We start from the raw sequence: 22,323 nt of genomic DNA on the forward strand, positions 1-22,323 counted from the left end.
CCCGAGACACCCCGCGCCCCACCCCCCCGCGGCCGCCCGGGGTGCCCCCCCCGCCTCCCCCCCCCCCCCCCCCCGCCCCCCCCCCCCCCCCCACGACCAGCGAGCCGTCCTTGTCGCGGGCGATCTCAATCGCCGCGTCGGTCGTGGGGCTGTTGACCACGACGCCGTCGCCCAGCTTGTGCAGCCCGTTTGCCGCGCGCAGTAGGCGATCGACGTCACCGATGTGCATCAGGGGCAGCAAACTGGACGTGCGTGCCGGCTCCAGCGCCGACAGGCGCTTCAGGACCCCGGCGATGCTCGACTCCAGTCTGTCGAGGCGCTGCTGGTCGGCCTTGAGTGCGCGGGTGAAGTTCGCGAACAGGTTGCCAGGGTCGATCTGGGCATGCTCGACGGCCTGCAGGACGATGACCCGCCGCTTCAGCGCGATGGCCAAGGCGGCGAGTTCGAGGTGGGTGCGGAACTTGCCGCCGTCGTCGTCGACACCGGGGAACGACTTGTTCAGCGTGCCGATCTCGACGGGCTTGCCGTCGGGCAGCTTGTCGAGTGCGCTCTGCCACTTGGCAAGGCGGCGGTCAGTGGCGGCCAGCGCCTTGCTGATGGCATGCACCGCCGAGTCCAGCCCCAGCGAGACACCGAGCTTGCCTTGGTCGAACAGGACGGCGGTTGCCTTCTCAATGGCGTCGCGGCAGCCGTCGAGTTCGTTGCGCTCGTCAGCGAGCTTCTGTTCGTGCAGTTCTTCCAGCAGCTCCGTGATGCGTTCGACAGCCTGTTGGCGCTGGTAGTCGGCATTCGCGCTCACCCCCACCGCTATCGCCATGAGCACGAGCGGCGCGGCCACGGTCAGTGCCGCGCTGCCGGCGGCCGCGACGCCGGCCGTCGCACCGGCTCCACCGACCGCGCCTGCCGCCGCCGCCTTACCGACCGGCACGAACGTCGCCTGGGCGGCGATGCCCGTTGAGTTCACGAGTGCTCCGTGGATGCCACCGGCCGCCGCCTTCGACGCCATCGGGCGGACGATGCCCTGACCGAGCTGGGCGACGACCTTCGCCGGAACCACCATGCGATACAGGCCTTCGCCGGCAGCGGTCGCCGTAGCCGCCACAGAGGAACCGCGCGCTGATTGCGTGATGAGCTTCGACAGGTGCTCTGCCAAGGGACTCGCGGCATCGAGCGGGATACCTCGGCTGCGGTCGAGCTTGTCGGGCAGCGGATGCGCCTCAAGTGTGCCAATCGGCTCATTGGCCAGGACGGCCAGCACACTGCGCAGTTCAGCCAAGCGCTCAGCCGTCATCGGCTCGTCTCCGGCCAATGCGGGCACCCGGACGTCACCAGTCGCCAGCGTCCACACCGGAACCATTGCCTCGCGGTCGTCAGTCATCGTCTCCCCTTGATTTCCGACAACAGCCTACGGCTGACGTCCGGCATGCCGGACGCGAACAACGCGGTGACACAGGAACGTTGGCGCCGCGCTCCGACGGGCCGGGCCGATCCCGGGCCACGCGCGCGGTCGTCAGCGCAGGGAGGCCGCGAATTCCAGCAGCAGTGCGTTGACCGCCTCCGGCTTGTCCACGTGGGCGGCGTGGCCGGCTCCGGGGACGGTGACGGCCCTGGCCAAGGGGCTGAGGGCGGCGGTGGCGCGGGCGTGTTCGGGCGGCCAGAACTGGCTCTGCTCGCCCGCGACGATCAATGCGGGGACGGTGATCCGGGCGACCACGTCGCGCCAGTCCTGGCAGGCGTGGTCGAACATCAGCGGGAAGGTGTCGGGGGTGATGTCGGGTTTCGCGGTCTTTCCCCCGGCCGCACGGATCCTGCCTTCCAGTTCCAGGGGATCCTGCCACAGGCGGCCGTGCCCGGTGTTGAACACGTTCTCCGGGTTGAGGAAGAAGGTTCCGACGTTCTCCTCGGTCAGTCCGTAGAAGCCGTTGTTCCAGCCGGAACCGTTCAGCATCTTCGGGCTCTGGTCGATGCTGACCACCCCGGCCAGCCGCTCGCACCCGTAGAGGCCGACGTACGCCCAGATGTGCGCGGCGCCCATCGACTGGCCCACCAGCAGCACGCCGTCCAGGTCCAGGTGGTCCAGCAGCTCCCGCACGTCCTGGCCGCCCCGCGACATCCGCAGCCCGTACGGCGGGCGGTCCGAGCTGCCGGCCCAGCGTCGGTCCAGCGAGATCACCCGGAGTCCGGCCCCGCGCAGCGCCTCCCATTGCAGTGCCCAGTCGTCGGCGGGCTGGCCGTAGCCGGAGATCAGTACGACCGGACGGCCTTCACCCTCGTCGTAGTAGTGCAGGCTCACGTCGTCGGTCGTGACGAAGCGCGGCATCGGCCACCTCCCGTGTTCGGCCGCGGACACGGCGCCCGAATCGAGTGTGGATCACACCCGGGGAGCCCGCTACGCGTCGCGACCGGATGGGCGCACGGGCAGCCAGAAGCAGGACGCGGCCAGGAGCGCCGTCGCCGCCGCGCCGGTCAGGACGGGTACGTTGCCCAGCCGGCCCGCCAGCGCGCCTCCGGACAGGGCCCCGACCGGGACGGTCGTCAGGAGCGCCGCCTGGGCGAAGCCGGCGACGCGGCCCTGGAGGTGCTGTGGGGCGATCAGCTGCTGGGTGGTCGTCATGGAGATCGCCCACACCGTCGCCGTGATGCCGAAGAGCAGTTGGTACGCGAGCAGCGCCGGGAAGGCGAGCCCCAGCGACGCCGCCGGAACGAGGAAGATCGCGAGGGCTGCCACCACCGCGCAGATCCGTGTCGCCCGGTACAGCTCGATGGACGTCGCGAACCGGCCGGCGAGGAGGACTCCGGCGACGGTGGCCACGCTGAACGCGGCGTAGACGAGCCCCAACTGCCATGCGGGCAGGGAGAGTTCCCGGCTGGCGTACACCACGAAGAGCGCGTCCGCGGCCCCGCTGCCGAGATTGAACCCGGCGCCCGCGAGCACCTGTCGGCGCAGCACCGGCTCCGTCCGGACCACCGCGAGCCCCTCGCGCAGCGCGGCGAGCCGGGGGCCCCGGCGTCGGGTGGGCTCGGCCGGTCTGTTCAGCGACGCGGGCAGGGCGAACAGCAGCACGGCCTCGACGGCGTAGGCGGCGCTGCCCGCGAGCAGGGCGGGGGACGCCCCGACGAGGGCGACGAGGACGCCGCCCAGGGCGGGCCCGCCGATCTGGCCCGCCGTACGGGCGCCGGTCAGGGCCGAGTTGCCGGTCAGGAGCTGCTCGGGCCGGACCACCCGGGGCAGCGCCGCCTGCAGCGCAACCGAGAGGGTCCAGGTCAGCGCGCCCGACAGGGCGGCCACCGCGTACAGGTGCGGCAGACCGAGCCTCCCGAGCGCGCCGGCGAGCGGGACCGAACCGACGACGACCACCTGCAGCGAGGTGAGCGTGACGGTCAGGGTGCGCAGCCGGGCCCGGTCGGCGAGCACACCGGCGAGGGGGCTGAGCACGGCGCCGGGGAGGTAGGTCAGGGCCAGCAGCGCCGACGCCCCGAACGGGCCCGCGTCCAGCCGGGTGACGGCCAGCAGCGCGAGTGCCAGCGCGGTGATCTGTCGTCCGACGGAGCTGGCCGCCTGTTCGCCGCACAGGAGCAGGAACGGGCGGTGCCGCCGCAGCGCACTCCACGGCGTGCCGGCGCGGTCGGTGGCCGTGGACGAGGGTCGGGTCGGCGACGAGGTCACGGGTCAGACGCTCGTGCAGGGGACGGGCCAGCGGCGCAGGCGCGGCGGCAACGCCACCGCCCACCCCTGGGTGACCAGGACGAGACGTTCCTCCGCCAACAGGGACACGGCCTCGCGGTGCGTCGCGTCGAGCTCGTCGAGGGCCGTGGTCTCCTGCACGGCGAGGAACGCGGCGAGCAGTGCGGGCTGGTCGATGGTGAACCGGGCCGAGGCCGAGGGGTCCCTGCGGTCCATGACCGTCACGAAATCCGGCCCGCGGCGGTGGTAGAGCAGGCCGTACGCGTACCGGGACCGCCACACGGCCGCCTCGTCGGAGCCGTCGGACCCGCCGGACCCGTCGGAACCGCCCGGGTAGGCGGGACGGGCAGCCGGTGGGGGTAGGTGGTGCAGCAGCCCGGTGTCGAAGGGCAGGGTGTCGCTGTCCGGGACCCAGCGCACCGTGAGCGCCTGACTCTGGCACTCGCGCAGGAAGCGCACGGCCTCCGCCGTGTCGCGTCCGCCGGTGCCCAGCGGCAGCGGCTCGTCCACCACGACCTGCCCGCCGGTCATATGGCCACCGCCTCGGCGTCGGCCCCGGCCTCGGCCCCGGCGGCGACGGTGCGGACCGGAGCGTTCCGCAGAGGCAGCGACACGTAGGACCGTCCGTCGAAGAAGAGCAGTCCCAGGGACACGCCCTCGCCGAGCCACCGCGTGAGCCGCCCGGGGCTGACCGGATGTCCCTCCTCGGTGAGGAGCCGGTGCAGGGCGGGCGCGGAGCGGCCGTGCCCCAGGTGCCGGAACGCGGCGGCCTCCCAGCCGGTCAGCCGGTGCGTCCGTGCCGGCCACCCGCGCCGCCGATCGTGGACCAGCAGGTCGCCGTCCGCGCCGGATTCCATCAGCAGCGTCGAACCGGCGTGCCCGGCCCGCCAGTCCTCGACGGCCCGTGCGAGCCGCTTCTCCGTCCTGCCGCCGATCCCGCGCGGCGGGGTGTCGAAGAGGTAGACCAGATCGGCCAGTTCCTCCTCGGGGAGGTCGTAGACGTGGCCGTACATCTCGGCCGGGGTCCGCTCGGCGAAGCCGAGGGCGGGATCGGCGAAGTGCGGGCTGAACCGCTCCAGTTGGATGCGGAACGCGCCGCCCGGCGGCTGCAGGTGGACGAGCGCGGGGAACTGGTCGACGACCGCGTCGTAGTCGTCCGCCGTCTCGCCCGGGAAGCCGTACAGGTAGTTCCAGGTGCACGTGAGCGACCGGTCGGCGCATTCCCGGAGCGTGCGCACGTTGCGGGAGCCGGTGACGCCCTTGTCCATGAGGTCGAGGACGCGGTTGTTGAGGCTCTCGATCCCCGGTTGGATGTGCACCGCGCCCGAGCGGGCCAGGAGCGCCAGCTGGTCCGTGGTGAGGTTGGACTTGACTTCGTAGTGCATCAGGAGGTCCCAGCCGCTGTCGGCGGCGAGCGGCAGGAAGTCCGTGAAGTACGACATGTCGATGATGTTGTCGACAGTGACGATGTCGAGGATCCGGTGTCGCCGGACGAGCCGGTCGACTTCGGCCCACAACTGCTCGCCGGGCTTGGCGCGGAACGCCATCGCCGAGCCGTTGAGACCGCAGAACGTGCAATGGTGCTTCTCGCCCCACCAGCACCCGCGCGCGCCTTCCACGACCAGCTTCGGACGGACGTACTCGGCCACCGGGGAGGCGTCCAGCTCCGCCTGCCAGATGTCGTAGTCGGGCGAGGCCATGTCGCGCGGCGCCACCGTACGGCGAGACTCCTCGTTCGCCCGCGAGGTCCCGCCGTCCCACCAGCACAGGCCCGGTACGTCGACGGGCGGGGTCCCGGCGTCCAGATGGGCCAGCAGGGCGGGGAACGCGTACTCCCCCTCCCCGCGCACCACGTGGTCGACGAAGGGATGGTTGCGGTGCAGGGCGTGGCCCATCGGCCCGTCGCAGTTGCTGCCGCCGAAGACCACGGTGAGCCCGGGACGGCGGCGCTTGAGCTCGGCGGCGAGCGCGAGCGAGGCCACGTTCTGCATGAACGTGCTGGTGAACCCGACGACGTCCGGGTCATCGGCGAGGATCTCGGCGGCGCTGCGGGACACGAACTCCGCCGCGTGGACCCGCATGGCGCGCGCCTTGTCGACCGGGATCCCGCGCCGCTCCGCGTACGCGGCGAGCCGCGCGACGCCCCAGTCGGGGTCCGCGTAGAGGACGCCCGAGAAGACCCAGTCGCCGAGCCCGTCGAAGATCGAGTCGCTGCCCACCTCGGCATGGTCGGCCGGGCGCAGCAGTCCGTCCGTCCGCTCCAGCAGGAATTCCGCCCACCGCAGCGAGCCGTGGAACTCGCGGACCTCGTCGGAGGGCCGCGTGCGGGTCAGCAGGCCGTGCAGCAGGCCGATCTGGAGCGAGGGCAGGTCGATCGGCTGCCAGGGCATGGTCACCAGATGAACGCGCATGGGGTCCTCCCCGCCCGGCCGTGCTCCGCCTGGCCGTGCTCCGCCTGGCCGTGCTTCGCCCGCCCGGCCGGCCCGGCGACGGCCCGGCACGGGGCGTCGGCGCCCGGCGTCCGCAGTGCCACGCCGAGCGCCGACTCCCGCCCGGTCAGGACGACGCCGGTCGCTTGTCGATGGTGAGCCGGTCGCGCTTCCTGTTCTCGTCGCGGACGGCCACCTTCTTGATCTCTGGCTTGGTTCGGGTGTCGTCCTCTGGTGCCTTGTTGCTTTCCATGGTTCCTCCCGTTCCTCAAGTCCGGTGACCCTAAAGGGTGTTACTCGTGGTACGCAAGAGATGATTCCGGCCGTGGGTTAGCGTGAGTGATCGATTTGGGGAGGGGACATGATCAAGGGGGGCAATGCCTTCGTTCCGACCGTGCCGCTGCGGGTCGCAGTGCGCAACGGGCTGGACGTATCGGCGCTGCTGCTGACGGAGCAGGGCCGGGTCCGGGGGGACGGTGACATCGTGTTCCACGGTGCGCCGGTCCATCCTTCGGGCGCCGTACGGCTGCTCGGGGACGCGCACGGAACGGCGTGGCTGGAGGCGTCTCTCACGGCGGTCGAGGACGAAATCGTCCGCGTCCTCGTCGTCGGGTCGACGGAGGGCGGCGCGATGCGGAACGTCCACGGGCTGTCCGTGGAGTCGTTCGCGCCGGACGGTACGTCGGTCGCGCGGTACGAGGTGACCGACGCCGGCGGGGAGACGGCGATGGTGCTCGCTGAGCTGTACCGGCGGGCGGGGGGCTGGAAGTTCCGCGCGGTGGGCCAGGGGTACGTGAACGGGCTCGTCGGCCTGGTGACGGACCACGGAGTGGACGTGGCGGACGCACCACCGGCGCCGGCTGCGGCTCCGGTCCAGACCCCGGCTCCGATCCAGACCCCGGTGCCGTTCCAGGTTCCGGCTCCGGCTCCGGTCCAGGCTCCGGCTGCTGCCGCGGCTCCGTTCCAGGTCCCGGCTCCTGGCCCGGTGCCGTTCCAGGCCCCGGCACCGGCTGCGCCCGCGGCTCCGTTCCAGGTCCCGGCTCCTGGCCCAGTGCCGTTCCAGGTTCCGGCACCGGCACCGGCTGCGGCTCCTGCCCCGGCTCCGTTCCAGGTTCCCGCTCCGGGGCAAGTCCCCGCCCCGGCTCCGGCCCCGGTGTCCATGCAGGCGGCTCCGGCCCCGGTGTCCGCTCAGGGGCCTCCGCAGCCCGCGCCCGAGGTCCCCGCGGCGGGCCACTGGTCGTACGGTGCCGTCTTCGAGCCGTACGCGCAGTCCGGCCGGGACAACGACGTGATCACGGTGGAGGGGCTGCCGCCCGGGCCGGTCATCTTCGAACTCGCCATCCGGGGCGACGGATACACGGGCCTGTGGCCTCTCACCCGGTTCAACAAGGAGGGCGACAACCTCATCAGCAGCTGTGAGGAGAACTACCGGGGCCGGGTGCTCACCCAAGTCCCCGGGAGCGGGCGGCTGCGGCTGAAGCTGAAGGCGGAAGGCCCGTGGCAGCTGCGGGTACTGCCGGTGGCCGCGGCGACGCGCCTCACGGAGGAGGAGCTGGAGGGCGGCGGCCCCGACGTCCTGCTGCACACCGGCGGAACGGCAGACCTCGTCATCCAGTACCGCGGCGACGACTACCTCAAGGTCAACTTCTACGAACTGGCGGGGCACGACGACCCCACCGCGCTCCCGGAGGAAGAGAACGTCGTCAGCGAGGTCGGCAAGCGGCGGGAGGCCGTGCCCCTGCCCGAGGGCCCGGTCATCGTGCAGCTGGAGTACGCGGACGGGCCGTGGCGGGCCCGGTTGAAGGGGCTGCAGCCCCGCAGCGGGCCGTCGAACGACGACGGCATGGCGAGCGTGACCGACATCCGCACCGCCCAGGGACGGTCCTGGTGGAGCAGGTCCTGAGCAGCTGACGAGCCGACCCCTCGCGAGACGGGGGCAGGCCCCTCGTACCCCGGTGGGCCCTTTCGACCGCGTGACGGTCGGGAGGGCCCGCCTTGATGTCGGAGACATCGCGGTTGGGTTCCGATCTCGTCTCTCGCCTGCCATGATCCGTCGCCGATAGCACGCTTTGGTCGCGGAAGACACCTATCTGTTTCCTCGGGATGGCTGGTTATGATCGGCACCCCTGTCACCGCCGCCCCGTTCCCGAGGTCCGATGTCTGCCATAGAACCCGAAGGCGTACGAGGGCAGTCGACGGCCCGACGGCGGCGCCGGGTGCGCCTGCGCACCCTGCTCATCTGGCTGGCGGTGGTCCCGACCGTGGCGATGGGAGCCCAAGTGGCGGTGACCGCGGAGCGGTTGCTGACGCAGTCGGACCACCTGCGGGACGATGTCGCGGCCGCCGAGCGGATCGGCGCACCGCTGTACACGCTCATGGTCGACATGCAGGCCGAGCGGACGACGACCGCCGCGCTGTGGGCGGGCACCGCCGGGTCCGAGGACGAGCTGCGGATCCGGCGCGAGGCCACCGACCTGGCCGCGGCCGAATTCCGTCGGCTGGCGGCCGGTCCGAACGCCTCCTTCCAGGAAGTGAACAGGCGGCTCGACGGCTTGGCGGCCTTCCGTCAGCGCGCGGACGCCCACACCGGCGGCGCCGACAGCACGCTCGCCTACTACACCGGGGTGATCGGCGCGGTCATCCAGGCGTACCAGCGGGAGTTCAGCCACGCGGACGACGCCGAACTCGTCCAGGAGAGCCGGCCCGTGGTGTCCATGCTGTCGGCCACCGAGATGGTGGCGCGCGAGGACACGCTGCTGGCCCTCTCCGGGCCGACCAGGGAACTCAACTCCGCCGGCTACGACCAGTTCATCAGTGCCGTGGGTGCCCATCGGTACCTGTACGAGACGTGGATCGTGCCGTACCTGCCCGACGGCGACCGGCAGTTCTACGAGCGGATCGTCGCCTCCCCGGACTGGCAGGCGAAGGTCCGCATCGAGAACGCGATCATCTCCAAGCACACGGACGTCGCGTCCGGCATCAAGCTGCCCGCCGAGGTCGGCGGTTGGCGGTCCGCGCACGCGAACTTCTCGACACAGATGGCCACGCTCAACATCGACCGGGCGCGGAAGGTGCTCACGCGTAGCGAGGCCAAAGCCGCGGAGCTGGAGACCGAGGTCGCCTGGCTGATCGGGGGAAGCGGCGCCGGTCTGCTGGTCGTCGTCGTCATCGTCGTCTTCACCACGCGGTCGATGCTCCGCCGCCTGCACGACCTGCACGAACGCACGGTGACCGTCGCCGAGCAAACCCTCCCCGACGTGATCGCCCGGCTCCAGCGCGGACAGTCCGTCGACGTGGACGTCCTGCCGACGGTACGCGGAGACCGGGACGAGGTCGGGCGCGTCAGCGACGCGTTCGCGCGGGCCGTCGCCGTGTCCGTCGACGGGCACCGGCAGCTCGCGGACGAGCGCCACGGGTTCGGTCTGTTCGCCACGGGCATCGCCTCGCGCACCGGAAACCTGGTCAGCCGCCAGCTGAGCCTCACCGAGGACCTCCAGGACACCTTCGGCCACGACCAGGCACTGCTCGCCCAATTGATGCGGGCCGACCAGCTGACGGTCGGCATGCGGCGGCAGATCGAGAACCTCCTCATCCTGGCGGGCGGCGAGGTCCCCGACCCGCACACCGAGCCCATGCGCATCGCCGACCTGCTGCGCGAAGCCGCCGCGGAGGTGGAGGACTTCCGTCGCATCGAGCGGCAGGCCCTGGACGAGACCAGCGTGGAACCGCGCGCGATCAGCCAGATCAGCCACCTGCTCGCGGAGCTGCTGGACAACGCCACCCGGTTCTCCCCGCCGCGGTCCAAGGTGGTCATCCGCGCCGAACTGGTCGCGGACGGGCTGTCGGTGGAGATCGAGGACCGCGGGCCGCGGGTGTCCCCGGAGCGGTACGAGGAGATGAACGGGCGCCTGCACCAGGCCCCGCCGTACTCCGTCCTGGCGCAGAACGCGCACCGGCTCGGGCTCTTCGTGGTCGGACACCTCGCCGATCAACTCCGGGCGACCGTCACCCTGCGCCGGTCGGTGTACGGAGGGACCTCCGCGGTGGTGATCCTCCCCGGGGCACTGCTGGTGGAGAGCGAAGGGGAAGCGCCGCGCGAGCCCAAGCCGACGGCGGCTGCCGCGGCCGTGTCCGCGGCCGTGCCCTTGCCCGCGCTCGCGCCCGCTCCGGAAACCGTGCCCGCCGCCCTCCCCGCTCCGCGCCCCGAGGAACGGACAGCCGAGCCGGTCCCGCTCACGGCCGCCGGGTTGCCGAGCCGCCGCACGAAGCTGCCCGCGCGTGTTCCCGCGTCCGAGTCCGCGTCCGAGCCCGCGGTCGAGGCCGAGCCCGAGCCCGCGGTCCGGCCCGCCCTGGCGGCCGCCCCCACCCGGCCGGCCCTGCCCGAGCGCGTCCCGCAGACCCACATCGCCGAGCAGCTGCGGGCGCCCCGCGCCCCGGAAACAGCCGTCCGGCAGGACACGGCGACACCGGAAGAGGTGGCAGACGCCTGGGCGGACTACGAACACGGGACCCAGACAGTGGAAGAAGAGCTCCGACGGGATCGGCCATGACTACTACCTCATCAACCGAAATGATCTACAGCGTCCTGGACAACAACCTGAGCAGGATCGCCGGCATCCAGGGAGCCGTGCTCCTGTCCAACGACGGCATCAAGCTCAGCGCGTACCTGCTGGACGAACCCCAGGCCGACCGCATGGCGGCGGCCGCCTCCGGCATCGCGGCCACGATGAAGGCGATCTCCCGGGAGGTCGAGGGCGGCCGCGTCATCCGCCAGCTGGTCGAGATGGACGACAGGTACCTCTGCATCGTCGGGTGCGGTGAGGGCAGCACGCTCATCGTGGTGACCTCCCGCAAGGCGCGGCTCGGGGAGCTGGGCGGCGAGGCCGTACGGACCGCCCAGGCGCTCGGCGAGTGGCTTGGCACCCCCGAGCGCGGCCAGGTGCCGACCGCGTAATGCCGCAGGACGAGCCACAGCCCGCGAACCGCCGCCGGACGCGGCTGTACGCCCTGACCGACGGACGTACAGCCGCCGCGCACACCGTCCTCACCATGGACACCACGATCACGGCGGCGGTGGCCGAGGACGCCCGTGCCGGGATGCCCACGGAGTGGCAGGAGATCCTTGCCATGTGTGCGGCGCCGGGCGGCCGGGCGGTCGCCGAGATAGCGGCGCGGATGCACATCCGCCTCACCCCGATGACGTTGCTCCTCGGTGAACTCGCCGACCGCGGGCTGATCCACCACCGGGCGCCGCTGGCGGCCGCCGAGACCACCGACCTCCACCTGCTCATGAGAATCAGGGACAGCCTTGCCCGGATATAGCCTGCCCGTTGACGACGTGCCCGCCCCCCGGGAATCGGCCCCGGTCAAGATCCTCATCGCCGGTGGGTTCGGAGTCGGCAAGACCACCCTGGTGGAGACGATCTCCGAGATCGAGCCGCTGCGCACCGAGGAGCGGCTGACCGCCGCGGGTGTCGGCGTCGACGACCTCGACGGCATCGAGTCCAAGACGGTCACCACCGTGGCCATGGACTTCGGTCGGATCACGCTCACCGACGCCGGAGTCGTCCTCTACCTGTTCGGCACACCGGGCCAGGAGCGCTTCTGGTTCATGTGGGACGACCTGCTGGCCGGGGCGCTCGGGGCGATCGTGCTGGTCGACACGCGCCGCCTCGACCGCAGCTTCCCGGCCGTCGACTTCTTCGAGAGCCGCGGACTGCCGTTCGTGGTCGGCGCGAACTGCTTCCACGGCGAACAGCCGTACACCGCCGAGGAGATCGCGGCGGCCCTGCACCTGCGCGACCCGAACACGCCCGTCCTCATGCTCGACGCGCGCTCCCGTGCGGACGTCCGCGCCTGCCTGCTGGCGCTCCTCGACCTGCTCATCGTGAACGCGCAGGCCCCGGCGGCCGTCAGCGGCTGACCCCCCGGCGGGCGGCGGCCACCGCGGCCGCGTAGTCGGCGAGCGTCCGGCGCGGGGCCCAGCCCTGGGCGCGGGCCCGGGTCAGGTCCAGCACCACCGGATGCGCCAACTGGTCCACCGCGTAGCGGCTGAGGGGCGGTTCGGCGGTCGGCAGGGACTCCGCGATCCGGGCCGCCGTACGGGCCAAGGTCAGCGGCAGGTGACGGATCCTGGCCCGCACCCCGTGGGCCCGCAGGACCTCCCGCACGGCCTCGTCGCGACCGTAGGGTCGCGCGTCCGCCACGTTGTACGCGCCCGGGGCCCAGCCGGACGCCGCCGCCAGGCAGGCCTCGGCGAGGTTCTCCACCGCTGTGAGGCTGAGCCGGACGTCCGGGCCCGGCAGCAGCAGGGTCCCGGCCCGGACCCGGGACAGCAGGCGGGGCAGCAGCTGGGTGTCCCCGGGGCCGTAGACGGCCCGCGGCCGCAGCACCACCGCACCCGCCGCCAGGGCGAGCGCCTCGCCCGCCGCCTTGGTGCGGCCGTAGGCGTTGAGGTGGCCGGTGCGCGGATGGTCCTCGCCGACCAGGGTCCGGTCCGTGCGCGGGTCGTACACGCTGGCGCTGCTCACCCACACCACGGGCCGCCCGGCCGCCGCCCGCAGCAGCCGCTGCGTGCCGTCCACGTTGACCGCGCGCATCCGCGCCTCGGCGCGGGGGCCGGGGGCCGGATCTCCGACCGCCGCCGCACAGTGCACGATCACGTCCGTGCCCGTGAGGTCCGGGTCGCCCTGGGCGGCGTCCCAGAACCGGTGTTCGCCCACCGGCCCCGGCCGGCGGCCCACGCACACCACCTGCGCGCCGCGCGCGGCGGCCGTCCGGGCCACGTGCCCGCCGCAGAAGCCGCTCGCCCCGGTCACCGCGATACGGATGCTCACGCGCCCGCCCTCACCGTCAGCGAGCGCCAGCCGGGCAGGGCGGCCCGCCGGTCCACCCGGGCCCGCGTCACCACGGGCCGGTACGGGGCCAGCTCCTCCAGTACGTCGGCCAGCTGGACGTGCGCCAACCGAGCCCCGGGGCAGGCGTGCGGCCCGGCCCCGAACACCAGCCGGCCGGTACCCGGCGCGGCCGGCCGGTGCGCGTCCGGATCGCGCCGGTGCGCCTCGGCGGCGTGCCGGGCCACCAGCAGCAGCCGGTCCCCGCCGCGCACCGGGCGGCCACCGACGACCCCGCCGGCCGCGGCCACCCGGGGCAGCAACGGCGAGGCCGCGGTGACCCGCAGCAACTCGTCGACGAGCGCCGGTCGCAGCCGGGCATCGGCGGCCTGTTCCCACAACCCCGCGTCGGCGCACCAGGCCACGGCCCGGGGCAGAGCGGCGACGGTGGTGTTGACGGCGGCGACGGCCAGCATGGCGGCCAACCCGTCCTCGACGGCACCGGAGCCGGGACTCGCGGCCGGGTCGTGTCGCGCGTCGGTGCCCGCTCCCAACAGCCGGCGCAGGCGGTCCGCCGTTCGGGTCGCGGTGGCCTCGGCGCGCGGGCGGCGCGGGCCCGGGAGGTGGCTGCGTACGGAAGCGGAGGCGGCTTCCGCGGCCGCCCCCGCCACGGCCCGGGGGTCGGCCGGCGAGCCCAGCAGGGCGCACACCACCGACCCGGACAGCTCCCGCGCCAGTTCCACCAGGTCCACCTCGCCGCCGCGGGCCAGCGGCGCGAGGCGGCGTACCAGCAACGGCCGCCACACCGCGCGCAGTTCCTCCACCCCGGCCGCGCCGAGGCCGACGGCGAGCCCGCGCCGCTCCGCCCGGTGGACCGCGCCCTCCTGGTCGAACAGCACGCCGCCGGCGCCCGCGGCCCGCGCGGCGCCGCCCGTGGTGCCGGCCGCCGTCCGGTCGAGCGGCAGCCGGGTCAGCGCCTCCCGGTAGGCGTCCGCGTCGTGCACGAGCAGGGTCCGCCCGAGCCGGCGTACGGGCCGCCCGCGCGTGGCGGCGAGCAGGGCGAAGAGGAACGGGTGGCTGCGCAGGTAGACCCGGCGGTCCCGCCGCCGGGCCGCGGTTCGGGACGGATCGGTGCTCATCGGGCGTTCACTTCCGTCGAGTCGGGGCCCGACGCCCCCAGCCGCCGGGCCGCCAGCGCGGAGGCCGCCGCGCGGTCAGGTTTGCGGGAGCGCCCCGACAGGGGGATCCGGGCGAAGAGGAGCGCGTCCGGGCAGGCGGAGCCCATCCGCCGCACCGGTTCCGCGAGGGCCGCGCGCAGGGCGGCCTCGGCCGCGCCGCGCCGGGGCTGGACCACCGCGACGAGGCGTTCGTCGCCGTCGCCCGCCGGGACGCCGACGAGCACGGCCAGCTCCACCCCCGGCACGTGCAGGGCCGGTTCGTACAGCCCCGGGTAGATGTTCTCGGCCCGGCGCAGCACCATGTCCTTGGCCCTGCCCTCGAGGACGATCCGGCCCCCGCCGTCCAGCCGCGCCCGGTCGCCCGTACGCACCCACGCGTCGGGCTCCTCCCCGAGGTAGCGGTGACGGGCCGCGGCCCCGGCGAGCAGCAGCTGGCCGTCCGCGTCCACCTCGGCCGTGACCCCGGGCAGCGGGGTGCCGACGAGGTCGCCCGGACCTTCGAAGGCGGACTTCTCCCGCGCCTCGACCGCAGCGGCCGGGAACAGTTCGGTGAGCGCGTACACCCCCCACGCCTGCGCCGCGCCCGCACCGCGCACGCGCTCCAGCAGCCCGGCGCCCGCCGGCGCGGAGCCCGTCCACACCCGGCCGTGGAAGCGGGCGCCCGCGTCCAGCGCGTCCCGCAGCTGGGGCGGGGTCAGATAGGTGTGCTGGGGGCGCAGCCGGTTCAACTGCCGGGACAGCACCCGGGGATCGCGGGCGGGCAGGGCCACGGGGGCGCCGCGCGTGAGGGCGGGTACGAGGACGAAGAAGGTGCCGCCGAGTACGGGCACCTCGGGGCCCGCGTCGAACAGGGAGGACACGCTCGCCATCCCCGCGGCCAGGCTCGCCCGGGTGTGCACCACCGCCCGGGGCGTGGAGGTGGTCCCGGAGGTGAACACGATCACCGCGTCGGCATCCCCGTCGGCGGCCGAGGCTCCGCGCACGGGGACCCCGACGCGCGGCGCCCCGAGCTCCAGCGCGGGCGCGCAGCCCGGCAGCCGGGGCCCCACGGTGGCGACCGGCCCCAGCCCGGCCAGGTCCGGCAGCGCCAGCCCCGCCCGCCGGGCCAGCGGCCGGGCCCAGCCCGCCACCGCCTGCGCGGCCGCGTCGGCGAGCACCAGCGCGGGCCGGGCCAGCGCGAGACGGGCCCGCAGTACGTCGGGCCCCGCGCCGGGGTCGAGGACGGCGCCGCGCAGCCCGAGCCGCCACAGGGCGAGCAGGACGGCCAGCGCCCGGGGTCCGGGCCGCACGGCCACGCCCACGGTGTCCCCGGCGCGCAGCCCGCGGGCGTGCAGCGCGGCGGCGAACGCGTCGGACAGCTCGGCGAGTTCACCGCGGGTGGCGCGCACCTTCGGGCCGCCCGTACGGCCGGCGGTGAGCACGGCGGGCCGCTCGGGGCGGGTGCGCAGCGCGTGGTCGAGTCGGTCGAGCATCAGCGGGGGTCCGTTCCGTGGCGGCCGCTGCCCTGGTCGAGGTACCAGCGGGCGGTGCCCGCGATCCCGTAGGCCCGCAGGCGGCGCGTCGAGTTCTCCACGACCATCGCGCGGCAGTGCGAGATCCGGTCGGTGTGGCGGCGTACGGCGTTGAGGAAGAGCCGGTCGGTGGGCGAGGGCCGCCGGGGCATGCCGCCGACCGCCAGGTACAGGTCGGCGGTGATCGCCATGTTGTTCCCGGCGTGCATCCGGTACGGGGCCCGGTAGCCCCTGCGGCGGGAGTGCTCCGGCCGCAGCCGCCCGAACAGCGCCGCGAGGGCCACGAGCACCCCGAAACCGGCCCGGCCGAGCGGCCCGTGCTCGTCGCGCCGGGCCACGATCCGCCCGCACACCAGCCCGGGGCTGTGGGCGAGCGCGGCCCGAGCGGCGCGGGTCCAGCCGGGCCGGGGCAGGCAGTCGGCGTCCGTGCGGGCGAGCAGGGTCGCGCCCCGCCCGATCGCGTGCCTGAAGCCGGTGTCCACGGCCGAGCCGACACCCTTCTCCGGCTCCTCGATCACCTCCACCGGGAAGGGCGCGCCCGCCGCGAACTCCCGGGCGATCGCGCCGGTCCCGTCCGCCGAGGCGTTGTCGACGACCAGCAGGGTGAAGTCCCGGTCCCGCTGGGCGGCCAGCGCCCGCAGGGTGTCCGCGAGCCGGGCCTCCTCCTCGTGCGCGGGCACCACCACCCACATCGCCCCGCTCACGACTTCTCCCAGACCATGGTCATGATGCTGATGCCGCCGCCCAGCCCCACGAACAACACCCTTTCCCCCGGCGCCAGTTCACCGAACACCCGGTCCAGCTGGACGCCGATGCTCGCGCTCGCGACATTGCCGAGCTCGGGCACGGTCACCACCAGCTTCCCGGCCGGCACGCCCGTCAGCTCCGCGAACCGCTCCAGGTACGGCACCGTCACCTGGTGCACGAGCACCCTGGCGAAGTCGCCCCAGTCCATCCCGGTCCGGTGCAGGGTCCGGTCGATGACCGCCGTGCCCACTTTCTCGAAGACCCCCCGCAGTTCGTGCCCGTCCCCGCGGAAGTAGGTGTACTCGTCCCCGCGCGGGTGCCGTGACCCGCCGCCCGGGATGCCCCCGACCTCCCAGTGCTCCGAGTGCGTCTCGGTGTCCACGTCGAGGATCCCGCCCCGCTCCACCGCCTCCACGACCACCGCCGCACCCGCGTCGCCGAACGTGTAGCCGGCGAAGGCGTCACGGAACTCCGCGAGGGAGCCGGGGTCCTTGCGCACCGCCCGGCTCGGGGTCTCCCCGGTCACCACCAGGGCCCGCCGGGCCCGCCCGGCCAGGACCATCGACCGGGCCAGGTCGATCCCGTTCACGAAGCTGTTGCACGCGTTGGTGACGTCCAGGGCGTGCGCCCGCGAACCGAGCTCCGCCTGCACGATGTGCGCGGTGGCCGGCTCGACCAGGTCCCGGGAGGCGGAGGCGAAGACCAGCAGATCCACGTCGAGCGGACCGAGCCCGGCCGCGGCCAGCGCCCGACGGGCCGCGCCCACCGCGAGCGTGGAGGCGTACACGCCCTCGCCCGCGACCCGGCGGGAGACGATCCCGGTGGCCTGAGTCAACAGCCTCGGTGGCAGCGTCAGGCCCGCGCGCAGCGCCACCTCCCGCTGAAGGTCGTCCGAGGACAGCGCCTCCTCGGGCAACAGGCAGGCCACGGCGGTTATCCCGGCACGTGACGGCGGATCACACGGCTGAATGAACATGCCCTCACGATGACAACTCGGCTGCCCACGGGCCTGAGTACGGATGCTCAGTTCTCCGCACGCTCCCGTACCGGACGCCTGAGTACATAGGGTGAGGCGACAAAGAAGCACGGGGGAGGAGGCGGCAATGGCGGCTCGCCGATTACCGACACTGGCCCAGTACCGCGACGACGCGGTGACGCGCCTGCTGTGTGCGGGAGCGCACCTGGACGAGGGCTACGCCCGCGAGGTCGAGACGGAGCTCACCGAGGACCGGCTGAAGGCGACCGGGCTGACCCTCGGCATCGACCTGATCGCGCTGGCCCGCCACGCGCGGGCCGCCGCCCGACGCATCGACGCCCGGGACCGGAGCCTGGCCTGGCTCTGCGCGGTCGGCGTGTGGGCCGCCGTACCGGCCGGGCTCTACGCGCTGGTCACGAGCACGACCGGGCTTGCCTACGCGGCCGGCGGTGCGCTCGTCCTCGCGTACGGGACGGCCTGGGGGCTGGTCCACCGCACGGAGAACGCGGCCCGGGCCGCGGCCCTGGCCGTCGAGCACGGCGCCGGCCGGCCGATGGACCTCGCCCCGAGCGTCGGCCCCGAGGTGGAGAACCGGCTGCTGGAGCAGAAGCGGGCCAACGTGGTCCCGTACACGGCGCACGCCGAGCGCACCAACCCCTTCGTCGGCAGCGGCCAGAAGATCAAGGAGATGGTCTGGCAGCCCATCGACGTCAGCCGGCCCGCCGACGACCCTGCGGGCGGCGGCAAACTCGCCATCAAACCCTTCGACGCCGTCGACCTGCACACCTTCGTGGCCAAGGAGATGGAGCACATCGCCGGCCTGAAGGGGCTGCGGGCCCGCAACCGGCTGTACGTCATAGGCGATCACGTCGCCTACGTCGGGGACGACCTGCTGCCCGACCGGCTGCGCCGGCCGCGCGCCCAGATCCCCAAGCAGCTCGTGCAGGCGGGCCTGGTCCAGCCCGGCGCCGGCATGCGCACCTACCTCAGCCTGGAACGCGCCGGCGAAGGCGGCCGCGTCATCGTCTCCATGCACCTGCGGGCCCGCCTCCAGCACCCCAGCCTCACCTGGGAAGTCGCGGCGTACGGCATCCCGCCGCTCCAGGCCCGCTTCCACCGCGTGCACCGGCTGCCGGCGGGCGGCTTCGAACGCTGGTGGGACCTCTTCCGGTACGCCACGTCCGCCACCCTGCCGCTGCTGCTCGGCGCGGCCTCGCGGCTCTCGCGGCGCGGCGCCGACCGGCGCCGGCGCGCCCGCGACCTGGAGAGGCTGCGGCGCGACATCGACCGCAAGCACCTGCTGTACGACTACGGGGCCGTGGACAGTCTGCGCGAACGGGTCGCGGACTGGAACCAGTTGGGCTTCTCCGAGCGCACCGACTCCCAGGACTTCCTCCAGCGGCTCCAGCAGGGCGTGCTGATCGCCACCGAACGCTTCCTACAGGACCACAACGTCGACACCGCCTCCTACGACCAGGCGCAGCAGGTCATCAACACCACCACCTACAACTTCCAGGGCGACATCCACGGCCCCGGCAACTACGGCGCCGGCGGCACCATCAACCAGCCCGGGTCGGGACCACAGCACGGCAACCAGGGCCACGGCGCCGCCGCGCGGCCCTGACCCGCAGATACGAGGAGGACCGAGATGGCCACGTACAACTTCAACGGGAACATCAACGGCCCCGGCAACTTCGGGGACAACGGCACCATCAACATCGGACAGCAGGACGGCGCCGAGCGGACCCTGCGCCTCGCCGCCGAGCTCGCGCAGTGGCTGCGCGCCGAAGGCGCCGGCCAGGACCGGCTCGCCGCCGCGCAGACCCTGCACGGCGAGCTGGAGCAGGCCGGTCGGGAGCGGCGCCCCGCCGAACCGGGAGTGGTCCGGCGGGCGCTGGAGACCATCACCCTCGGCCTCGGCGCGGGCAGCACCGGGCTGGCCCTCGCCCAGGAGATCACCCGCCTGCTCGGCTGACCCCCCGGACACGCCCTAAGGCGCGGGCCGTCTCACCTCGACCGTACGACGGCCCGCGCCCCGCCGAAGTCCAGCTCCAGGCCCGAACGCAGGGGCACGGTCTGCCCCGGGGCGATCTCCTGGGTGGTGCCGTCCGCCCGGGTGCCCGTCCAGGGCGTCCCGGACCGGTTGGCCAGGCCGAACTTCCCCGGCCGCTGCGGATGTTCGGTCAGCTGCGCGACCAGCGTGGCGTCGCCGTAGTCGTGCCGGGCCGGCTCCGGCGCCAGGTGGTGCGCCTGCACCCGCGAGGTGCGGTGCAGCAGGATGTGGTGCTCGGTGCGCGGCGGGGGAGTGGTCAGCACCAGTCGGGGCGGCAGGACCAGCGTGCTCCGGCAGGCCCAGCAGGTGCCCGGCACGGCGGACAGCGGCTCGGTCATGTTCTGCTTGCCGCAGTGGGCGCAGTCCACCACCGCGTCGAGCACCGCCCGCAGGGTGTCCCGCCACTGCGATTCGCGCACCCGGGCCGCCGGATCGTGCAGTCCCGTCGTGAAGTTCTTGACGAACAGCTCGCGCAGGGAGGGCGGCGCGACCCCCCAGGTGGCCAGCACCGTCGCGTGCTCGACGGGATCGGGCGCGTTGGAGCGGTCCACCGGGTCGAAGAGGAACAGCGGCTGCTTCCCGTACAGCTTCCGCTCGGCGGCCTCGTCCAGACACCGGATCGCCAACTCCCGCTGTCCCTTCAGCGGATGATGGTTCATCAACAGCATGAAGAGCAGCACTGACAGCGAGTGCAGATCGCTCTGGGTGCCGGGGGAGACCCCCGGATCCCCGCGCACCAGCTCGGGCGCCATGAACTCCATGGTCCCCGAGATGCCGGTGCTGTCGCCCTCCACCACCGCGTTGTCGTTGTCGCAGACCAGCACCTCCCCGGTGGCCGGGTCGAAGAAGATGTTGCCCCAGGAGATGTCCCGGTAGGCGATCCCGCGCGAGTGCAGCGCCTGGTACGCCTCGACGGTGTAGAGGCAGGCGGTGAGCAGGGCCCGGATGGACGTCTGCAACTGGCGGCGGAAGAGCGCCGGAAGGCCCTTGAACCGGTCCGGCCGGATGTCCATCAGATAGCCGAAACCACCACGGGCGTCGGACACGAAGTCCCGCGGCCACAGGAAGCGGTCGTCGTCGAAGTCCCGGTCCACCAGCTGGCGGACGATGTCCTCCTGCGCCGGTGTCGCGCACGCCGGGTAGTACCACTTCAGCGCCTGCTCCCCGGCCGGGGTGCGGACCCGGTACACCTCCCCCTGGCCGCCCGCGCCGAGCAGGTCGCAGACCTCCACGCTCGTACCGCTGTCGGCCGTCAGCCGGGTACCGCTGTCGAGCATGCCGCTCATTGTTCGCTCCTGTACGGGTCTCGCAGGTCTTCCATGTCCACCGGGGCCGCGGGCTCGACCGCTTCCACCGGCTCCACCGTTTCCACCGGCTGCCGCGCCGGCTCGTCCCCCGTGTGCCAGGCCGCCACCAGCGTGGTGTCGTCCCCCGAGTGCTGCGAGGCCTTGGCCAGCCACTCCGGCAGGGCCGCCCGGACGCACTCCGTGCCCTCCGTCGACAGCCGCTCGTCCAGCCCGGTCATGAACTGCCGGAACCCCTTGTCGGAGGCGAAGCTCTTGGACAGCCCGTCCGTGGACAGCGCGACCAGCCGGGGCGCCCGCGAGGGCGCGGTCACCGGCGCCCAGTGCGTCCGCACCCGCAGCCACGCCTTCGGGGTGCACAACGACTCCGTCTCGTCCCCCAGATCGGCCTCCTTCGGCGCGAGCGGTACGCTCACCTGCCCGCCGTCGCCCACCACCGTCAGCTCCCCGTCGCCGAGCTGCCAGGCCGCGAAGACCCGGGGCGTCAGCACGGCGCCGACGAAGGTGCTCCCGTAGAGCAGCAGCTTCTCCTCCTCGGGCGTCGGCGGATCCCCGGGCGCGCTGCTGCGCTCCCAATTGCCCAGCACCTTCTCCCGCCAGGCGCTGACGAGTTGGCGCGGGAAGGCGTACTCGGCGTAGCGCATCAGCCAGGCCAGGCTCGGCGGCCGCCCCTCGCCCCGGGGCTGGGCGAGCGAGGCGAACAGCCGGGCCTCCTGGACGAACAGGTCCACGGCGAACCGCGACCCCAGATGGCTGCGCGCGTGCACCGCCGAGCCGTGGCCGTCGGCCACCGCCATGATCAGCGGGGCACCGGCCGTGCCGAGCCCCTCCACCTCGTAGTGGTCCTGGTTGCGCGCCTTGTTCACGCCCTGCACGGTGCCGTGCAGCGATTCCCAGAGCGGTCGTGCGGATCCGTCGGTCGGCAAGGGCCCGGTCACCACACGTCGTCATCGTCGTCGTCGAGCACCGGCGGGGCGTACGGCGGCTGCTTCGCGATGGTGTCCGCGGAGCCCGCCACCGGCTGGGAGGCCGCCTTCACCGCCGCCGTCGAGGCCCAGCGGATCGCCGCGGCCAGCTGCTTGGGGCTGTTCGCGTCCAGCGGCTGGAGCTCGGGATTGCCGAGGAACTCCTGGAGCACCGTACGGTCCGCGTCCGCGCCGATCGCGATGGCCACCCGGACCGCCTTGCGGCCCCACGGGGTCGCGTCCACCGCCCGCAGCCCGGCCTTCCAGTCGTCCGTCGGCACCCCGTCGGAGACCAGCGCGAGCACCGGCTTCAGGGCCCGCTGCGGCATCGGCGGCGTGTCCAGTTCGCGCGAGACGAGGTGGAGGGCGTCGCCCAGGTTCGTCATGCCGTCCACCTGCACGTCCTGCCAGGTGAACTGCTCCACCGGCACCGGGTCCTGATGGTGCCAGCGGGCCGTCGTGGAGAACGTCATCGTACGCAGCAGCAGTTGGGCCGCCGGATTGTCCTGCGCGACCGACCGCATGGCCGGAACGGCCTCTCTGATCGCGTAGTTGAGCTGGCCGATCTTCTCGCCCTGCATCGAGTACGAGCAGTCGAGCAGCCAGATGAAATGGACGGGCCTGTTCGCCATCGGCCCGCCG

The 22,323-nt window shown here is 73.5% G+C and carries 21 protein-coding genes; 7 read left to right on the forward strand and 14 right to left on the reverse strand.

What is annotated here, in order from left to right; genetic code table 11:
* From ACFV9H_RS16255 to ACFV9H_RS16280, 6 genes are all read right to left on the reverse strand, one after another.
* Positions 1-1,378, reverse strand: a 1,378-nt coding sequence (locus tag ACFV9H_RS16255) for a hypothetical protein (protein WP_385398218.1), incomplete at its 3' end; no start/stop codon positions are given.
* A gap of 132 nt (positions 1,379-1,510) precedes the next feature.
* Complete coding sequence (locus tag ACFV9H_RS16260) at positions 1,511-2,320, reverse strand: alpha/beta fold hydrolase (RefSeq protein WP_385398220.1); 810 nt, start codon at positions 2,318-2,320, stop codon at positions 1,511-1,513.
* 69 nt (positions 2,321-2,389) lie between these two features.
* Positions 2,390-3,667, reverse strand: coding sequence for an MFS transporter (locus ACFV9H_RS16265; protein WP_385398222.1), 1,278 nt, complete (start codon positions 3,665-3,667; stop codon positions 2,390-2,392).
* Between the two features lie 3 nt (positions 3,668-3,670).
* Positions 3,671-4,216 carry a DUF5825 family protein gene (locus tag ACFV9H_RS16270; RefSeq protein ID WP_385398224.1) on the reverse strand — a complete coding sequence of 182 codons (546 nt, stop codon included), beginning with the start codon at positions 4,214-4,216 and terminating at the stop codon, positions 3,671-3,673.
* A complete protein-coding gene (locus ACFV9H_RS16275) occupies positions 4,213-6,096 on the reverse strand; it encodes a RiPP maturation radical SAM C-methyltransferase (RefSeq protein WP_385398226.1) in 1,884 nt (627 codons plus the stop codon). The genes ACFV9H_RS16270 and ACFV9H_RS16275 overlap by 4 nt, the downstream gene beginning before the upstream one ends.
* 145 nt (positions 6,097-6,241) lie before the next feature.
* The gene (locus ACFV9H_RS16280; RefSeq protein WP_385398228.1) at positions 6,242-6,367 is read right to left on the reverse strand and encodes a hypothetical protein; all 126 of its coding nucleotides are present in this window, start codon (positions 6,365-6,367) and stop codon (positions 6,242-6,244) included.
* A gap of 108 nt (positions 6,368-6,475) precedes the next feature.
* On the opposite strand from ACFV9H_RS16280, the gene ACFV9H_RS16285 reads away from it, so the two are divergent.
* The 5 genes from ACFV9H_RS16285 to ACFV9H_RS16305 all read left to right on the forward strand — a co-directional run bounded on the left by ACFV9H_RS16285 (position 6,476) and on the right by ACFV9H_RS16305 (position 12,037).
* On the forward strand, positions 6,476-8,017 hold the full coding sequence (locus ACFV9H_RS16285) for a TerD family protein (protein ID WP_385398230.1): 1,542 nt from the start codon (positions 6,476-6,478) through the stop codon (positions 8,015-8,017).
* Between the two features lie 253 nt (positions 8,018-8,270).
* Positions 8,271-10,664 carry a nitrate- and nitrite sensing domain-containing protein gene (locus tag ACFV9H_RS16290; RefSeq protein WP_385398232.1) on the forward strand — a complete coding sequence of 798 codons (2,394 nt, stop codon included), beginning with the start codon at positions 8,271-8,273 and terminating at the stop codon, positions 10,662-10,664.
* Positions 10,661-11,068, forward strand: coding sequence for a roadblock/LC7 domain-containing protein (locus ACFV9H_RS16295; protein ID WP_385398234.1), 408 nt, complete (start codon positions 10,661-10,663; stop codon positions 11,066-11,068). The genes ACFV9H_RS16290 and ACFV9H_RS16295 overlap by 4 nt, the downstream gene beginning before the upstream one ends.
* Positions 11,068-11,436, forward strand: a complete 369-nt coding sequence (locus ACFV9H_RS16300; RefSeq protein ID WP_385398236.1) for a DUF742 domain-containing protein — start codon at positions 11,068-11,070, stop codon at positions 11,434-11,436. The genes ACFV9H_RS16295 and ACFV9H_RS16300 overlap by 1 nt, the downstream gene beginning before the upstream one ends.
* Before the next feature lie 16 nt (positions 11,437-11,452).
* A complete protein-coding gene (locus tag ACFV9H_RS16305; protein WP_385398238.1) occupies positions 11,453-12,037 on the forward strand; it encodes an ATP/GTP-binding protein in 585 nt (194 codons plus the stop codon).
* Here the strand turns inward: ACFV9H_RS16305 and ACFV9H_RS16310 are convergent.
* Genes ACFV9H_RS16310 through ACFV9H_RS16330 form a run of 5 tightly spaced genes read right to left on the reverse strand, consistent with a single transcriptional unit; the run spans position 12,027 to position 17,359 of the window.
* The gene (locus tag ACFV9H_RS16310) at positions 12,027-12,950 is read right to left on the reverse strand and encodes an NAD-dependent epimerase/dehydratase family protein (protein ID WP_385398240.1); all 924 of its coding nucleotides are present in this window, start codon (positions 12,948-12,950) and stop codon (positions 12,027-12,029) included. The two genes, ACFV9H_RS16305 and ACFV9H_RS16310, sit on opposite strands and share 11 nt — an antisense overlap.
* Entirely contained in the window at positions 12,947-14,086 is a 1,140-nt protein-coding gene (locus ACFV9H_RS16315; protein WP_385398242.1) for a cytochrome P450, read from the reverse strand. The genes ACFV9H_RS16310 and ACFV9H_RS16315 overlap by 4 nt, the downstream gene beginning before the upstream one ends.
* The gene (locus ACFV9H_RS16320; RefSeq protein ID WP_385398244.1) at positions 14,083-15,597 is read right to left on the reverse strand and encodes a class I adenylate-forming enzyme family protein; all 1,515 of its coding nucleotides are present in this window, start codon (positions 15,595-15,597) and stop codon (positions 14,083-14,085) included. The genes ACFV9H_RS16315 and ACFV9H_RS16320 overlap by 4 nt, the downstream gene beginning before the upstream one ends.
* The gene (locus ACFV9H_RS16325; RefSeq protein ID WP_385398246.1) at positions 15,597-16,340 is read right to left on the reverse strand and encodes a glycosyltransferase family A protein; all 744 of its coding nucleotides are present in this window, start codon (positions 16,338-16,340) and stop codon (positions 15,597-15,599) included. The genes ACFV9H_RS16320 and ACFV9H_RS16325 overlap by 1 nt, the downstream gene beginning before the upstream one ends.
* Positions 16,337-17,359: a 3-oxoacyl-ACP synthase III family protein gene (locus ACFV9H_RS16330; RefSeq protein ID WP_385398248.1), complete on the reverse strand. Its 1,023-nt coding sequence runs from the start codon at positions 17,357-17,359 to the stop codon at positions 16,337-16,339. The genes ACFV9H_RS16325 and ACFV9H_RS16330 overlap by 4 nt, the downstream gene beginning before the upstream one ends.
* A 127-nt stretch (positions 17,360-17,486) precedes the next feature.
* On the opposite strand from ACFV9H_RS16330, the gene ACFV9H_RS16335 reads away from it, so the two are divergent.
* Positions 17,487-18,983 (forward strand): hypothetical protein, encoded by a 1,497-nt coding sequence (locus ACFV9H_RS16335; protein ID WP_385398250.1) that lies wholly within the window; start codon positions 17,487-17,489, stop codon positions 18,981-18,983.
* A 24-nt stretch (positions 18,984-19,007) separates the two neighbouring features.
* Positions 19,008-19,334 (forward strand): hypothetical protein, encoded by a 327-nt coding sequence (locus ACFV9H_RS16340; protein ID WP_385398252.1) that lies wholly within the window; start codon positions 19,008-19,010, stop codon positions 19,332-19,334.
* 32 nt (positions 19,335-19,366) lie between these two features.
* Here the strand turns inward: ACFV9H_RS16340 and ACFV9H_RS16345 are convergent, their stop codons facing one another.
* Genes ACFV9H_RS16345 through ACFV9H_RS16355 form a run of 3 tightly spaced genes read right to left on the reverse strand, consistent with a single transcriptional unit; the run spans position 19,367 to position 22,313 of the window.
* Positions 19,367-20,698, reverse strand: a complete 1,332-nt coding sequence (locus tag ACFV9H_RS16345; RefSeq protein ID WP_385398254.1) for a protein kinase — start codon at positions 20,696-20,698, stop codon at positions 19,367-19,369.
* Positions 20,695-21,642, reverse strand: coding sequence for a protein phosphatase 2C domain-containing protein (locus ACFV9H_RS16350; RefSeq protein WP_385398256.1), 948 nt, complete (start codon positions 21,640-21,642; stop codon positions 20,695-20,697). Before ACFV9H_RS16350 ends, ACFV9H_RS16345 begins: the two co-directional genes overlap by 4 nt.
* A gap of 8 nt (positions 21,643-21,650) precedes the next feature.
* Positions 21,651-22,313 carry a tellurium resistance protein gene (locus tag ACFV9H_RS16355; RefSeq protein WP_385398317.1) on the reverse strand — a complete coding sequence of 221 codons (663 nt, stop codon included), beginning with the start codon at positions 22,311-22,313 and terminating at the stop codon, positions 21,651-21,653.
* Positions 22,314-22,323: the final 10 nt, after the last annotated feature.

It is taken from the genome of Streptomyces sp. NPDC059874 (assembly GCF_042731135.1).
Classification (GTDB): Bacteria; Actinomycetota; Actinomycetes; order Streptomycetales; family Streptomycetaceae; genus Streptomyces.